The organism is Phycobacter sedimenti, assembly GCF_038148855.1.
Lineage (GTDB): Bacteria > Pseudomonadota > Alphaproteobacteria > Rhodobacterales > Rhodobacteraceae > Phycobacter > Phycobacter sedimenti.
The window spans coordinates 162,505-177,021 of the sequence record NZ_JBBVGR010000002.1 but is presented as its reverse complement, the minus strand read 5'-3'; the positions used below and the strand labels follow the sequence as shown (position 1 = coordinate 177,021).

Here is a 14,517-nt window from a genome sequence, read left to right as displayed (position 1 = left end):
CTTTCTCGGTACTTGCCAGACTGTTTAGCCAAGCCCCCGCCGCGACACCAGACCTATCTGGTACAAGGCCCGCTGGCTGGACACCCCCGCAACACGTTCTATATTTGTTCCAAGCAACAACACTCAAGGCCCATGATGTCCGCAAAGTGCGCGCCACCGCAGAAGGCACCAAACTGCCTTCGCGCCGATCAACTGCAACAGGTTCGCGAGAATGCACGGATCACCGTGGCAGGGCTGGTGATCCTGCGCCAGCGCCCCGGCACGGCAAAGGGGGTGATCTTTATCACGCTGGAGGATGAAACCGGCGTGGTGAACGTCATCGTCTGGCGCAAGACCTACGAGACGTTCCGGCGCGCGGTGATTTCAGGACGGCTTCTCAGGGTCACCGGCCGCTTGCAGTGTGCCCATTCGGTCACCCATCTCATCGCCGAGCATATCGAAGATGTATCGGGCCTTCTGGATATGCTGCTGATCCCGCAAGGGCGCGCGCAGGATCCGGCCTTTGCGCTGCCCAGGGAAATGGACTAACCTGCCGCAAAACCCGCCGGTCTGACCACAGGCCATCAGAGGTCCGAGCACATGATCCGACCCTTCTCGTTATTGCACAGCGCCTGCGCCCTGGGCCTGCTCGTCCTTGCACCCGCCTGCACGCCACCTGCCGACATGGATCGCGCCCCATCACAGCGCACAGCGCCTCCCGACGCGCCGCCGGGCACCTGCTGGGACCGGCACGTCCGACCTGCGATCATTGAAACGGTGACCGTGCAGGTTCTGGTTCAACCCGAACAAAGGGACGCGGGTGGCGCTCTCATACAGCCCGCTGTCTTTCGCACCGAAACCCGGCAGGACATCGTCCGCCCCCGCAGCGAAAGCTGGCTTGAAATCACGTGCCCGGTCGATATGACCCCGGATTTCATCGCCTCCCTGCAGCGCGCTCTGACCGTCAGGGGCCATTACACGGGTCCCGTAACCGGGCAGATGGATCGCCCCACCCGGCGGGCTGTCCTGCGCTATCAGCGCGGCCTCGGCTTGGAAAGCCAGCAACTATCGCTCGATAGCGCGCGCAGGCTCGGCCTGATCTCGGTTCCGAGATAGACCTGAGCAGCCCCCCCCCCCCGTACTTCGGACCGCTCCAACGCCCTTCCCCAGAAAACCCAACACCAGTTTCCCACGCCACACAGCTCTGATAGTGTCACGCGCGACAAAGCGATCAGCCGCCGCCCAGATGCAGCGGCACCCTTCTGTGGAGACACAACAATGCCGCAAGACCGCCTGCCGGACACCGGCTTCCTCTCTGGGGCCTCTGCGCCACTGCGAGAGATGCTGGACAGTCAGGCCAGCGACATTCGCCTCTCGCAGGGCGAGGTTCTGTTCGAGCAGGGCGATACCGGTGATGCGCTCTATGCCATCACCGAAGGCGCGCTGGAGTTTTCCATCCTCTCGGCAGCGGGTCGCAAACTGACCTTGGACCTGATGCGCCCCGGTGCCATCTTTGGCGAGATCGCTCTCTTTGATCCCGGCCCCCGCACGGCAACCGTAACCGCCACCGAGCCAAGCCGGCTGCGACGCCTGCGCAACCGGGACATCCTGTCCCAGATCCGGCAATATCCCGATCTCGCCGGGGATCTGCTGCGCCTGGCCGGGCAGCGCATGCGCTGGATGAATGCGCAATTGAATGAACAGGTGTTCCTGCCCATGCCCGTACGGCTGGCGCGCAAACTGCTTTACCTGACCCCCGAAGGCGGCAACGACCGCCTTGGCCTGTCGCAAAGCGAGCTGGCGGAATTCGTTGGCGCCACACGCGAAGCGGTTTCCAAGACATTGTCCAACTGGAAGCGCAACGGCATCATCGAAATCAACCGCGGCGCCCTGCAGATCCTGGATCGCAAGGCCCTTGCGCTATTGGCAGAGCCGGAGCTGCTGTGAGCCCCCCATCGGACAGACCGCGCGCCACTATCAGGCAAATGTTTCCCCAGACATATTTTCAAATCAGTGTGAACTGGATCACAGACCGGGACCACCACAGATGACAGGGTCGTGATCAGGTAAGGCATCAACCGTTCCATCCCGATGCCCACCTATTCCATCAAGAGCCATGTGCCCGCCAGCGCATGGCTCTTTTTGCGTTTCCCGCTGTCGCAGCCGACAAAAGAAAGGCCGGGGGTCACCCCGGCCTTTTTCAGCATTCAACCCGAATGTGTCAGTCGCAGCTGTCCGACCTATTACTCCGACAGGTTCAGCGCCACGAAACGCGGCTCTCCACTGCGGCGCACCAGAAGCAACAGCGACTTGCGCCCTGCCTCTTTGGCCTCATCGATCCGTGCCTCCAGATCCTCAATGCCTGTGACCTTCTGCTGCCCGGCCTCGGTGATCACATCACCGGCGCGCAGGCCTTTCTCCCAGGCCTCAGAGGTTTCGTCCACAGACATGATCACCAGACCATTGGTGCCTTCGGGAACACTCAGCTCACCGCGCAGCTCGTCAGTCAGAACGCCGACAGAGAGCCCCAAGAGCTGCTTCTCGGTTTGCTCCGGTGTGCCCTCCTTGTCACCAGGCGCCGACGCCTGACGCTCGGCCTCTTCGCGGCGACCCAAGGTGACTTTCAGCGTTTCGGTCTTGCCTTCGCGGTAGACAACAACCCGCACGGTCTTGCCGACTTCGGTATTGCCAACGGTGCGCACCAGGCTACGGGTATCTGCGACCTCGGTTCCGTCAAAGCTGAGGATCACATCACCGGACAGCATGCCGGCCTCCTTGGCAGGACCATCAGGAACGTCCGTCACCAATGCGCCCTTGGCCGCATCAAGGCCCATCGCCTCGGCCACGTCATCGGTCACGTCCTGGATCCGCACACCCAGCCAGCCGCGGCGGGTCTCGCCATAGTCCTGGAGTTGCTTGACCACCTTGCTGACCACGTTGGAGGCCATGGAAAAGCCGATCCCGATCGAGCCACCATTGGGCGAAAGGATCGCCGTATTCACGCCGACGACGTCGCCGTCCATGTTGAACAGCGGACCACCCGAGTTGCCACGGTTGATAGCGGCGTCGGTCTGAATGTAGTCGTCATACGAGCCGGACAGTTCACGGTTGCGTGCGGAAACGATCCCTGCCGAGACCGAAAAGCCCTGCCCCAGTGGGTTGCCCATCGCGACCACCCAATCGCCAACGCGGGCTGTATCGCTGTCGCCAAAGGTCACGAATTTCAGCGGCATGGGCGCTTCGACCTTCAACAGCGCGATATCGGTTGTGGGGTCCGTGCCCACGACCTTGGCCGGAAGCGGCTGCGCCGGTTGGCCATCACCAGGGAAGAACTCGATCTCGATCTCGTCGGCTTCTTCGATCACGTGGTTGTTCGTGACGATATAGCCATCCTCGGAAATCACGAAGCCCGAACCCAAAGCGGACGAGCGGCGCGGACGCGGTGCCTCGTCATTGCCACCGTTCCCGCCGTTGCGGTCCTGGAACTCACGGAAGAAATCTTCAAACGGGGAGCCTTCGGGCACGATCCCCTGCGGACCCGAGCGCCCCTCGATCACCGTGGTGGTCGTGATGTTCACCACAGCCGGGCTGACCTGCTCCGCCAGAGGCGCAAGGCTTTCGGGTCGGGCCTGAGCCATCACAACCTGCGCCAGCACCATGATGCTGCTGATCAGGGCAAGCATGAAAAAGCGCCACGGCGCCCCTCGTCTGTCCTGTGTGTCCGAATAAGAAATTGCCTGTGAGTGCACGGCACTACTCCTTGTTGTCGGTATTCCGGTCATCGCCATTCCGGTATCTCCTCCTGACCTGTCTCTGCGGTTCCGCGGATAGGGCAGAAATACAGTGGGTCTAATGTAGGGGCTTCTCCTCTTGCTGCAACGAATGTTGCACGTCTTCAAAACGATGTGAAAGCCATTGTACCCCTCTCCATTCGTTTTTATCTCGCGCAGAATGCAAAAGAGGCCGACACAATGGCCGACCTCTTTAGATGTTTGATGCTGGCTGCGGGATCATCCGTCAGCCGGCTGCCTGGGTCACTGCGATGCAGACGCCCCGGTGGAGGACTTCAGATAGTTGAAGAACTCGGAATCCGGCGACAGAACCATGGAGGAATTCCCCTCCTTCATAGAGCGCGCATAGGCCGTGAGGCTGCGATAGAACTCAAAGAACTCGGGATCGCGACCATAGGCTTCGGCAAAGATCGAGTTGCGTTCTGCATCCGCCTCACCGCGGATGACTTCCGCTTCACGTTCGGCTTCGGAAACGAGTTCCACCTCGGTCCGGTCGGCCTGGGCGCGGACACGCTGGGCGGCTTCCTCACCACGGGCGATCTCGTCGGCGGCCTCCCGCTCACGCTCGGCGCGCATCCGCGCAAATGTGGCTTCGAGGTTCGCCTGCGGCAGATCGGTCCGTTTCAGGCGCACGTCGATCACCTCAATGCCGAACCCGCTGGCTTCCTTGATGGCGCCATTGCGGATTCGCAGCATCAGAGACGCGCGATCCGACGACAGGATGTCGTTGGAGCTGACCGAGCCGAGCACCTCACGCGTCTGGGCGCGCATGATCTTGTCCAGACGGTTTTCGGCACCCGGAATACCTGCCGCACCGACGGCTTCACGGAACTGGCGCAGATCAGTGATCCGGTAGCGGGCGAAGGCGTCCACAACCAGACGACGGTCATCCTCGGGAGTGACTTCCAAAGGTCCGACTTCAAGGCTGAGGATCCGGTCGTCATAGGTGACAACCTCGTCAATCAGCGGAATCTTGAAGGCCAGACCAGGGGCCTCCTGAACCGCAACCACGCGGCCAAACCGCAGGACCAGTGCCTTTTCGCGCTCATCCACGATGAAGATCGCGGACAAGCCCGCAACCACCGCCACAACAAGAAGCGGGAGAATAAGGGTCGACTTGTTCATCAGTTGCCCTCCGTCCGGCGCAGTTCATTGAGGGGCAGATAGGGCACGACACCCTGGCCGCCCTCACCAACGGACTGGTCGATAATGACCTTGTCCACGTTGCCAAGCACCTCTTCCATGGTTTCAAGATAAAGGCGTTTACGGGTCACATCCGGCGCCTTTTCATACTCTTGCAGAACAGCCGAGAAGCGGCTCGCCTCACCGCGCGCCTGGTTCACGACCTGAGCCCGATAGGCTTCGGCCTCTTCCAGGGTCTGGGCAGACTGACCACGCGCTGCCGCCAGTTTGCGGTTTGCATAGGCGTCGGCCTGTTTCTCAAGACGATCGCGTTCCTGACCAGCGGACTGCACTTCGCGGAAGGCATCCTTCACCGGCTCTGGCGGGTCGGCCTGGTCAAAGTTGACGCGGACGATGTTCACACCGCTGTCATAGCTGTCGAGCGTGGATTGGATCAGCTCTTCGAGACGTGCCGTGATGACACCCCGGTCACGGTTCAGGATCGGCGCCAGTTCGGACTGGGCGATGATCTCGCGCATGGCGGATTCCGCAACCGCTTGAATGGTGGCGCGGGGATCGCGCAGGTTAAACAGGAACTGAGCCGGGTCGTTGATGTTCCAGACCACCTGGAAATCGACGTCGATGATGTTTTCATCCCCGGTCAGCATCAACCCTGCATCCATCCCACGGCTACCAGAACCGATGTTCTCGGTCTGCTCGACCAGCACAGGGATCACCTCGTAGGTGACCAAAGGCCAGGGCGCAAAGTTCAGACCCGGCTGGCCGGTGTCATAGTATTCGCCCAAGAACAGCTCGACCGAGCGTTCTTCGGTCTTGACCGAGTAAAAGCTCGCCATGCCCCAAAGGACAGCAGCAGCCACCACACCGATTGCCACGGTGCCCTTGGTGAACAGCGGAGCACCGCCGCCCCCCGAGCCGCCACGACCGCCGCCGCCGGTGCCATTGCCACCCCGACCGCCCATGAGGACGCGGAATTGCTCCTGGCCCTTTTTCAGTAGTTCGTCGATCTCGGGGATCTGGGGATCCTCGGGGCGCCGGCCACCGCCGCCACCGCCGTTGTTGTCACCCCGGTTGCCTCCGCCACCGCCGGAAGAGCCTCCGCCCCCCCAGGGGCCACCGCTATTGCCAGCCATATGTCTCCTATCCCTTTGCTGCCGCGATATGCGGCAAGAGTTTTACTGCGCTCTAACCTGTAGCTTTTGGCCCGATATTCAAGCGGTCCGTACAGGTGTTTTCATGGTTACCAGTTCCTCGGACATGGTCGGATGCACCGCCACGGTCCGATCGAAGTCTTCCTTGGTTGCGCCCATCTTGACCGCTATGCCCGCCAACTGGATCATCTCGCCCGCACCCGGTGCGACGATATGGCATCCCAGCACCTTGCGCGAGGCCTGGCTGACGATCAGTTTCATCAGCACCCGCTGAGCGCGCCCGGCAAAGGCCTGCTGCATCGGCTTAAAGGAGGTCGCATAGACCTCGATCGGCTCCTGCCTGGCGGCCTCTTCCTCGCTCAGACCCACGGTGCCCATCTCGGGCTGGGTGAAGATCGCGGTCGGGATCAGGTCATGGTCGGGGCTGGTGGGGTTGCCGTTGAACACGGTTTCCACAAAGGCCATGCCTTCGCGGATCGCCACCGGCGTCAGGTTCACCCGGTCGGTCACATCGCCGATGGCATAGACAGACGGCACCCCGGTCTGGCTGTATTTGTCCACAACGATCTCGCCCTTGCGGCCGCGCTCGATGCCAAGCGCCTCAAGCCCCAGATCATCGGCGTTGGGCGCACGGCCCGTGGCGTACATCACCTGATCGAACAGCGCCTCATCGCCATTGGTGGCCTTGACGCGGATCTTGTCACCCTCGCGAGCCATCTCGATCACATTGGTGCCAAGGTGCAGGTTGATTCCGGACTGGCACATTTCCTCGGACACGAGGCCACGCGCCTCATCATCGAAGCCGCGCAGGATCTGCGCGCCGCGATAGTATTGCGTGGTCTTCACCCCAAGACCGTTCATGATCCCGGCGAATTCGCAGGCGATATAGCCACCGCCGACGATCAGGATGCTTTCCGGCAGCTTGTCGAGGTGGAAGATATCGTTCGAGGTGATCGCAAGGTCACTGCCGGGGAATTCGGGCACGATGGGGCGACCGCCGGTGGCGATCAGGATATGCTTGGCACTTTTGCGGCTGCCATCAGACAGTTCGACCGTATGCGGATCGACCAGCCTGGCGCGGGCATCAAAGCTTTCGACGCCGCTGTTTTTCAACAGGTTTCGATAAATGCCTTCAAGGCGGTCCAGCTCTGCCTCCAGCTTGCCCTTGAAGGCGCTCCAGTCGAAGGCGCCCGGCCGGATGTCCCAGCCATAGGCCTGCGCATCTTCGACCATGCCGGAATATTCGCTGGCAAAGACCATCAGTTTCTTCGGCACGCAGCCCCGGATCACGCAGGTGCCGCCATAGCGGTCCTCTTCGGCCAATGCCACTTTGGCACCGCCTGCCGCTGCAACCCGCGCCGCTCGCACGCCGCCAGAACCGCCGCCAATGACAAAGAGATCGTAATCAAAGCTCATGAAAGTGCTGCCTTCTTAGTCCGCAAGGTCGGTGAACAGATTGTCGGTCTCGACGAAATCCAGCCTGTCCTGCTCGACCGTGCCCTCGTTTATGTCGCGTGTTTCTACCCTGCCATCGCCGTAGCCGATGATGACGGTGTCACAGATATCGATGAACAGCCCGTTTTCAACCACGCCCGGGATCTGGTTCAGCACCATCGCCAGCTGGCGCGCATTGCCGATCCGCTTCAGATGCAGGTCGAGAATATGGTTGCCTTCATCGGTGACAAAGGGCGCATCTCCATTCATCCTGAGCGTGGCATTGCGGCCCAGAACATCCATGGAAACAAGGGTTTCCTCTATCAGCGCCTGCGAGGTCTGCCAGCCAAAGGGAATGACCTCCACCGGCAGGGGGAAGGCGCCCAGCGTTTCCACCTCCTTGCCTGCATCGGCGATAACGACCATTTGATCAGAGGCGGTGGCGACGATCTTTTCCTGGAGCAGCGCACCGCCGCCGCCCTTGATCAGGTTCAGGTCCGCGTCGAATTCATCTGCACCGTCGATGGTGAGATCCAGCCATCTGGCTTCATCGAGCGAAATCACATCGATCCCCATCTCGCGCGCCAGCTCGGCGGTGCGGGTCGAGGTCGGAACGGCGGTGAATTTCAGCCCCTGTTCGCGTACCATTTCCCCAAGGCAGCGCACCAGCCAGGCCGCGGTCGATCCCGTTCCAAGGCCGACCCGCATGCCATCCTCGACCATGTCGGCAGCCCGCTTGGCGGCGACGAACTTGGCCTTGTCGATGGGAGAGAGTTCTCCGGTCATGTGAACGGCTCCGAGAAAGAGGTTTGCAGGCCTTATAAGGAAAGCTGACCTCAACTGCGAGGGGCAATCGGGCTTTTGCCACCATCGCACCGTTTCAAGTTCCTTTTGAGGCGACCGGGCGGCAGAGTGCGAAAGATGTGCAGGCGCCGAAGCCGTGTTTCCTATTGGAAACGCCGGAAACGGACGTTACGCCTGTAGCAAAGCTTCCTAAGGTCCCACCATGACGCCAAGCTATCGCCTCCACTATGCTCCGGACAACGCCTCGCTGGTGATCCGCCTGGCGCTGACAGAGATGGGGCAAGACTTTGAAACGGTATTGGTCGACCGGCGCGGCGGCGCACTGGAGACCGCCGCCTACCGCAATCTCAATCCACACGGCCTTATCCCGGTTCTGGAAACGCCAGACGGGCCCCTCTTCGAGACCGGAGCGATCCTGCTCTGGCTTGCAGATCGGCATCACGCCCTGGCTCCGGAGGCAGATCACGCTGACCGGGCCTGGGCGCTGAAATGGCTATTTTTTGTGTCAAACACCCTGCACGCCGATCTGCGTATCCTGTTCTATCCGCAGAAATACATCGGAGCGGACCCGGCCCATCAGGAGGCCCTCCACAAGGGAATGGCGACCCGGCTGAAAACGCATCTGACCAGCCTTGAGGCTGCGGCGGCCGCAGGGAAGGGATGGCTTGCGGGGCAAACTCCATCGGTGCTGGATCTTTATCTCGCCTGCCTGATGCGCTGGATGGCGCTTTATCCCGAACGGCGCGACCGCAGCTGGTTCACACCCAGCGCCACGCCCCGGCTTGCAAAGATGCTGGCCCGTCTCGAGAAACGCCCCTCGGTGGCCGCCGCAGTCCAGGCCGAAGGCCTTGGCGCCACCCCCTTCACATCCCCCCGTTACGCCCACCCCCCAGAAGGATCGGCTACCTGAATGTTCCTCTCCGTCTTCGATATGTTCAAAGTGGGCATCGGCCCGTCGTCCTCTCACACCATGGGACCGATGGTGGCGGCCGCTCGGTTCCTCGATTTGATGCGTGCCTCGCCCTTCGACTTTCACGGGCTGCGCGCCTCATTGCATGGCTCACTCGCCTTCACCGGCGTGGGCCACGCGACCGACCGGGCAACGACCCTCGGCCTCGCCGGGTTTGTCCCCGACACCTATGACGATGAAAAGGCCGAAGCTGCCCTTGCGACCAACCGCGACAGCAGGACGCTTACACCGGACGGGCTGGGACAGCTGCAATTCGACCCCAAGACCGATCTGATATTCGACTACGAGCATACCCTGCCCGGCCATGCCAATGGCATGATCCTGATGGCCACCGATGCGCAGGGGGACGTGATCCTGCGACAGGTCTATTACTCTGTCGGGGGCGGCTTTGTTCTCACCGAAGAGGAACTCGCCGCAGGCAAGGCCACCGATGAGGGCGCACCCGTCCCCTACCCGTTCAAGACCGCCGCCGAAATGCTGGAGATGGCAAAGGCCAGCGGCAAGAGCATCGCAGCCATGAAACGCGCCAATGAAGTGTCGCGCTGCAGCGCCATCGATTTTCAGAACGGTACCGCCCGGATCTGGCAGGTGATGAACGACTGCATCGACCGCGGGCTGGAGCGCGATGGCATCCTTCCCGGCGGGCTCAGCGTTCGGCGCCGCGCCAAGGGCATTCACGAAGCGCTTCTGGCCGAACGGGGCATGAACCTGTCAGCGCCCCACACCATCAACGACTGGATCAGCGTCTACGCCATGGCCGTCAACGAGGAAAACGCGGCTGGCGGACAGGTCGTGACGGCCCCCACGAATGGCGCCGCCGGCGTGCTACCTGCGGTGCTGCGCTATTATCTTGATCACGTCCCCGGCGCCTCCGAGCGCAACATCGAGGATTTCCTGCTGACCGCCGCAGCCATCGGCGGATTGGTGAAATTCAACGCCTCGATCTCGGGCGCGGAAGCCGGCTGCCAGGCCGAGGTCGGATCGGCAGCCGCCATGGCCGCTGCGGGCCTCTGCGCCGTTCTGGGCGGCAGTCCCGAACAGGTGGAAAACGCGGCCGAAATCGCGCTTGAACATCACCTGGGCATGACCTGTGATCCGGTCAAGGGTCTGGTCCAGGTCCCCTGCATCGAACGCAATGGCCTCGGCGCCATCAAGGCCGTCTCAGCGGCGTCTCTGGCGCTGCGCGGTGACGGTCAGCATTTCGTGCCGCTGGATGCCGCAATCGAGACCATGCGCCAGACGGGCGCAGACATGAACGAAAAATACAAGGAAACATCCCTTGGCGGATTGGCCGTGAACGTGCCGAATTGCTGAACAGGCGTCATTCCCTGCCTTGCCCTTCCCCGGGCGTGGGCCTAGCGTGCGCCGCATGACCCAAGATCGCCCCCTCCTTGGCATTTTCCTGATGCTCGGCTTTTGCGTTCTCGCGCCCCTTGGCGATGCGGTGGCGAAACTCCTCGGTGAGCATATGCCGCTGGGAGAGCTGATCTTTGTACGCTTTGCGGCGCAGGTGATTCTGCTGGCACCACTGGTTTGGAGCGGCCGCCGCCTGTGGCGCATGAAGGGGCGTGTGCTGCGCCTGACCTTTCTGCGCACGCTGCTGCATATTGGCGGCATCGGGGCGATGTTCACCGCGCTGAAGTATCTGCCCCTTGCAGACGCCATCGCGATCGCCTTTGTCATGCCCTTCATCATGCTTCTGATCGGCAAGTTCGTGCTGAAGGAAGAAGTCGGCTTTCGCCGCATCTTCGCCTGCATGGTGGGGTTTGTGGGCACGCTGCTGGTCATTCAGCCCAGCTTTGCCGCCGTGGGCGTGCACGCGCTATGGCCGCTGGCGGTGGCGGTCATCTTTGCCCTGTTCATGATGGTGACGCGCCAGATCGCCAAAGAGACCGACCCAATAGGCCTTCAGGCCGTATCCGGCGCCATGGCCTGCGCTTTGCTCGCGCCAGTCATTGTGATCGGAGACGCCCTTGATATCGACGGCCTGCAAATTGTGGTGCCGGATCTCTGGATCAGTTTTCTGATGTTCAGCATCGGGCTGCTTGGCACGGGCGCACACCTGCTGATGACCTGGAGCCTGCGCTACGCTCCCGCCGCGACCCTTGCCCCGATGCAATACCTGGAAATCCCCGTCGCCACGCTGTTCGGCTGGATCATCTTCAACGAGTTGCCCAACACCCTCGCCGCCACGGGAATTGCCATCACGATGGCTGCGGGGCTTTATGTGATCCTGCGCGAACAATCCATGGCGCGCCAGGCTGCCAAGATCCCTATTCCGCAATCGCCCGCATAAGGGCAGGCAGATAGCGGCGCGGCACAATCCCCAAAAGACCCGGCCCATCCGCCTCGACCCAGATTTCCCCTTCGGCACGATTCGAGGTGCCGATCCGGCTGGTGGGGCACAGATCGAGGCCATCGATGGGCCAGACCAAACCGCCGGAACGCCCTGTCACCGGCTGCATGGGAAAGAGGGAAACAACATCGCCCGCCTGCATCGGGAGCGAAATGCGCCGCCTCAGATGAAATACCAACTCGTTTGCACCGATCAGGATGCAGGGGCTGCGCCCCGGTTGTATCAGGGTGTGAAAGGCCGCCAGTTGATGGTCAACGCGCGCGCCGAGGAAACCCGCCCCCAAGACAACGGGCGCACGTATGGACCGCAAGGCCTTGTCGAAATCGGTCGAGTTCTGCTCGGCTACATGATGAAGGACATCTCGGGGGAGACGGGTCTGCGTCTCGGCAGGCAGAGAATCAAAATCCCCGATTACGGCGCATGGCACATGCCCTCGCGCAAGCGCTGCCGCAGCCCCCCCATCCGCCGCCACAAGGGTCGGCGCAAGGCTCAGGGCCTCGTTCAGATCACCCTCTTCCAGATGGCCACCGCCAACCAGCGTCACCGGTCCGGCCTCGTCAACAATCAGCTTCTTCATGCCGGGATTTCTCGCAGATCTGGAAACAGGTCACAATCTAAACACAAAATGATACGATCAATTGCACGGATTCGCGCAGAATTTGTCGTTGCTGCTCCATAGTGTGAACAGCGAAGACGTTGGTGAGGACGAGCTGCCCTATGGTACAAAATAACAAAGTTTTGACCGTTTCCTACGGGACATTCTCCTGCACGCTTGAAGGGTTCGAAGATTCCTTTGGCACGATGAAGGCAATCGCCGAGTATTTTCGCGACCTTGCCTCAGATGACCGCTATTTTGGCGCCGAGCCCCCGCAGCCCGATGCCGACATGCTGGCCCGGATCGCGCAACGCGAAATTGCCCGCCAGGTAGAGGCACGCACGAGCGATGCCGGCATCCACCTGCGCGCCGCCGAAACCCCTGCGCCCGCACTGACGCCTGCACCATCCCGGAAATCGGCACCCGCCGATCTCTCTGGCCAAGAAGTCTCGACATCACAGCACCAAACAGCCGCCGCCCCGAAGGCCGCGTCCGATGATGCGCCGACAGAAGCCACAGCCGGGCAGGATGCCGGAACGGTCAACGAAACCGATCACGACCAGCTGGCGGCCCCCGAGACAGGGCAGAGTGCAGAAACAGCTCTGCCCCCCGAGGCGCCGGAGGCTTCTGCGGCGATGTGCGACGCCCCGGAACCGGATGCCGACAAGATTGCCGCGATCTCCGCAGCGGTCGCCGCCAATGCCGCGCAATCCGCCGCTCAAACCCAATCCGAGCCAGAAGAAGACGAGGAAGGGGCCAGCCTCTCAGCCGAAGGTGCCTTCGATGACGACCAGGTCGCCGCCGTGAACAGAAGCGAAGATCGCTCGGCTGCCTCCGCAGAAAGCATCTCCGCAAAACTGCGCCGCATCAGGGCCGTTGTCTCCAAAACCTCGGAGGAGGATTACTCTGAGGACGAGCACGCGGAAGACATTCTGCCCGAAGCCTCTGCCGACATGTCCGACGTATTGGGCACGGCTGCGCCCGATGACAACAGCCTCGACGCCGTTGGCGAAGCGCCTTCCACAGAGGACGTGTCGGACGAAGAGAGTGATGAAATCAGCCGCGTTCTGTCCCAACTCGGCAGCGAGAACGGCGAAACCGATCAAAATGCACCTGCAGCCTCTGCCGACGAAGACCAAGACCAAGACGAAGACTTGAACACAGGTTCCGAGGACAGCGCAGCCCTGGAAACGGCTGAGGCCGACCCTGCCGAGGCAAGCCCGGCTGCGCCCGCACCCCGCCGTCCGCGCGCCCGCGTGATCAAGGTCAAGCGCGCCGAACTGGAAGAGGCTGTTTCTGACGGTGCCCTGAAGCCCGCCCCCGCGGCGCCGCGCCCCGCAGTTGCAGAGGAAGACACCAAACCCAGCCCGGGCATCGAAAGCTCTCTGTCCGATGAGGACGAAGAAGACCTGATGCGCGAGCTGGCAGCCGTGGAAGCCGAGTTGCTTGCGGCCTCCGAGGACGATGCGCAGGACGAAAAAGCCGACGAGGACGTTCCCGCCGCAGCGCAGGATCAAGAATCTGAACCCAAAGCCTCCACGCGGCAGGCTCCGAATGTGGCGGAAAGCGATGTCTCCCGGTTGATGGAAGCGGCAGACGCCAAGCTTGGCGCTCCCGAAACGACGTCTTCCAGGGAAACCTACAACCACCTGCGCGCGGCAGTGGCCGCCGCAAAGGCGGATCCCGTTTCAGGGGGGACCGCCGGAACCGCAGACAGCGAAGGGGCCTATCGCGAAGACCTGGCCAATGTGGTCAAGCCACGGCGCCTTGCCGCTGGCGGTGTGCAGCCTCTGCGCAAATCCAGGCCAGGCCCGCGCCCCGCGCCTCTCAAGCTGGTGGCAGAACAGCGCATTGACCCGGATCAGGAACCCTCTGCCACGACCGAAAAGCAGGCAATCCGCCCGCGCCGCATCTCGGTGCTGGACGATGGCGGAGACGCAAAATCAAACGCAGAAGGCGGCTTTGCGGCCTACGCCCAGGACTGCGGCGCCGTTGATCTGCCGGATCTTCTGGAAGCGGCTGCCGCTTACATGAGCTTTGTGGAAGGGCGCGACCATTTCTCCCGCCCGCAGCTGTTGAACGCGGTACGCCAGTCCGGAACGGCAGACTTTAAGCGTGAAGACGGGCTGCGCTCCTTTGGGCAGCTTCTGCGCGAAGGCAAGATCGAGCGGTCTGAAAACGGACGCTTTGTCGCGACCGAGGACATCGGCTTTCAACCAGCCAAACGCGCGGCGGGATAAGCTGCTCCCAACCCGGATAGCCATCAAAAAAAGGCGGGCCACATGGTCCGCCTT

13 protein-coding genes are annotated in these 14,517 nt (G+C 62.0%); 7 read left to right on the top strand and 6 right to left on the bottom strand.

Annotated elements, in window-relative coordinates; all coding sequences use genetic code 11:
- Positions 1 to 135: 135 nt before the first annotated feature.
- From AADA15_RS03905 to AADA15_RS03895, 3 genes are all read left to right on the top strand, one after another.
- Positions 136 to 528 (top strand): OB-fold nucleic acid binding domain-containing protein, encoded by a 393-nt coding sequence (locus AADA15_RS03905; RefSeq protein WP_341640240.1) that lies wholly within the window; start codon positions 136 to 138, stop codon positions 526 to 528.
- Between the two features lie 51 nt (positions 529 to 579).
- A complete protein-coding gene (locus AADA15_RS03900; protein ID WP_341640239.1) occupies positions 580 to 1,095 on the top strand; it encodes a peptidoglycan-binding domain-containing protein in 516 nt (171 codons plus the stop codon).
- Positions 1,096 to 1,257: 162 nt separating this feature from the next.
- Positions 1,258 to 1,926, top strand: a complete 669-nt coding sequence (locus AADA15_RS03895) for a Crp/Fnr family transcriptional regulator (protein ID WP_341640238.1) — start codon at positions 1,258 to 1,260, stop codon at positions 1,924 to 1,926.
- A 296-nt stretch (positions 1,927 to 2,222) separates the two neighbouring features.
- On the opposite strand, the gene AADA15_RS03890 is transcribed toward AADA15_RS03895, so the two are convergent.
- The 5 genes from AADA15_RS03890 to rpiA all read right to left on the bottom strand — a co-directional run bounded on the left by AADA15_RS03890 (position 2,223) and on the right by rpiA (position 8,284).
- Entirely contained in the window at positions 2,223 to 3,662 is a 1,440-nt protein-coding gene (locus AADA15_RS03890) for a Do family serine endopeptidase (protein WP_341640237.1), read from the bottom strand.
- A 351-nt stretch (positions 3,663 to 4,013) separates the two neighbouring features.
- Positions 4,014 to 4,895 carry a protease modulator HflC gene (gene hflC, locus AADA15_RS03885; RefSeq protein ID WP_341640236.1) on the bottom strand — a complete coding sequence of 294 codons (882 nt, stop codon included), beginning with the start codon at positions 4,893 to 4,895 and terminating at the stop codon, positions 4,014 to 4,016.
- A complete protein-coding gene (hflK, locus tag AADA15_RS03880; RefSeq protein WP_341640235.1) occupies positions 4,895 to 6,046 on the bottom strand; it encodes an FtsH protease activity modulator HflK in 1,152 nt (383 codons plus the stop codon). Before hflK ends, hflC begins: the two co-directional genes overlap by 1 nt.
- A 78-nt stretch (positions 6,047 to 6,124) precedes the next feature.
- Positions 6,125 to 7,480 (bottom strand): glutathione-disulfide reductase, encoded by a 1,356-nt coding sequence (gene gor / locus AADA15_RS03875; RefSeq protein WP_341640234.1) that lies wholly within the window; start codon positions 7,478 to 7,480, stop codon positions 6,125 to 6,127.
- A 15-nt stretch (positions 7,481 to 7,495) separates the two neighbouring features.
- Positions 7,496 to 8,284 carry a ribose-5-phosphate isomerase RpiA gene (gene rpiA / locus AADA15_RS03870; protein ID WP_341640233.1) on the bottom strand — a complete coding sequence of 263 codons (789 nt, stop codon included), beginning with the start codon at positions 8,282 to 8,284 and terminating at the stop codon, positions 7,496 to 7,498.
- Between the two features lie 220 nt (positions 8,285 to 8,504).
- Here rpiA and AADA15_RS03865 point away from each other — a divergent pair, with 220 nt between their 5' ends.
- The 3 genes from AADA15_RS03865 to AADA15_RS03855 are packed head-to-tail and all read left to right on the top strand — an operon-like array spanning position 8,505 to position 11,568.
- The gene (locus AADA15_RS03865; protein WP_341640232.1) at positions 8,505 to 9,212 is read left to right on the top strand and encodes a glutathione S-transferase family protein; all 708 of its coding nucleotides are present in this window, start codon (positions 8,505 to 8,507) and stop codon (positions 9,210 to 9,212) included.
- Positions 9,213 to 10,586: an L-serine ammonia-lyase gene (locus AADA15_RS03860; RefSeq protein ID WP_341640231.1), complete on the top strand. Its 1,374-nt coding sequence runs from the start codon at positions 9,213 to 9,215 to the stop codon at positions 10,584 to 10,586.
- 55 nt (positions 10,587 to 10,641) lie between these two features.
- A complete protein-coding gene (locus AADA15_RS03855; RefSeq protein ID WP_341640230.1) occupies positions 10,642 to 11,568 on the top strand; it encodes a DMT family transporter in 927 nt (308 codons plus the stop codon).
- Here the strand turns inward: AADA15_RS03855 and AADA15_RS03850 are convergent.
- Entirely contained in the window at positions 11,546 to 12,205 is a 660-nt protein-coding gene (locus AADA15_RS03850; protein ID WP_341640229.1) for a thiamine diphosphokinase, read from the bottom strand. The two genes, AADA15_RS03855 and AADA15_RS03850, sit on opposite strands and share 23 nt — an antisense overlap.
- 140 nt (positions 12,206 to 12,345) lie before the next feature.
- Here AADA15_RS03850 and AADA15_RS03845 point away from each other — a divergent pair, with 140 nt between their 5' ends.
- On the top strand, positions 12,346 to 14,463 hold the full coding sequence (locus AADA15_RS03845) for a chemotaxis protein CheA (protein WP_341640228.1): 2,118 nt from the start codon (positions 12,346 to 12,348) through the stop codon (positions 14,461 to 14,463).
- Positions 14,464 to 14,517: the final 54 nt, after the last annotated feature.

What these genes read in the sequence shown, in the direction of transcription:
- AADA15_RS03905 (WP_341640240.1), top strand. Translation starts at nt 136, where the DNA reads ATGTCCGCAAAGTGCGCGCCACCGCAGAAGGCACCAAACTGCCTTCGC.
- AADA15_RS03900 (WP_341640239.1), top strand. Translation starts at nt 580, where the DNA reads ATGATCCGACCCTTCTCGTTATTGCACAGCGCCTGCGCCCTGGGCCTG.
- AADA15_RS03895 (WP_341640238.1), top strand. Translation starts at nt 1,258, where the DNA reads ATGCCGCAAGACCGCCTGCCGGACACCGGCTTCCTCTCTGGGGCCTCT.
- AADA15_RS03890 (WP_341640237.1), bottom strand. Translation starts at nt 3,662, where the DNA reads ATGCTTGCCCTGATCAGCAGCATCATGGTGCTGGCGCAGGTTGTGATG.
- hflC (WP_341640236.1), bottom strand. Translation starts at nt 4,895, where the DNA reads ATGAACAAGTCGACCCTTATTCTCCCGCTTCTTGTTGTGGCGGTGGTT.
- hflK (WP_341640235.1), bottom strand. Translation starts at nt 6,046, where the DNA reads ATGGCTGGCAATAGCGGTGGCCCCTGGGGGGGCGGAGGCTCTTCCGGC.
- gor (WP_341640234.1), bottom strand. Translation starts at nt 7,480, where the DNA reads ATGAGCTTTGATTACGATCTCTTTGTCATTGGCGGCGGTTCTGGCGGC.
- rpiA (WP_341640233.1), bottom strand. Translation starts at nt 8,284, where the DNA reads ATGACCGGAGAACTCTCTCCCATCGACAAGGCCAAGTTCGTCGCCGCC.
- AADA15_RS03865 (WP_341640232.1), top strand. Translation starts at nt 8,505, where the DNA reads ATGACGCCAAGCTATCGCCTCCACTATGCTCCGGACAACGCCTCGCTG.
- AADA15_RS03860 (WP_341640231.1), top strand. Translation starts at nt 9,213, where the DNA reads ATGTTCCTCTCCGTCTTCGATATGTTCAAAGTGGGCATCGGCCCGTCG.
- AADA15_RS03855 (WP_341640230.1), top strand. Translation starts at nt 10,642, where the DNA reads ATGACCCAAGATCGCCCCCTCCTTGGCATTTTCCTGATGCTCGGCTTT.
- AADA15_RS03850 (WP_341640229.1), bottom strand. Translation starts at nt 12,205, where the DNA reads ATGAAGAAGCTGATTGTTGACGAGGCCGGACCGGTGACGCTGGTTGGC.
- AADA15_RS03845 (WP_341640228.1), top strand. Translation starts at nt 12,346, where the DNA reads ATGGTACAAAATAACAAAGTTTTGACCGTTTCCTACGGGACATTCTCC.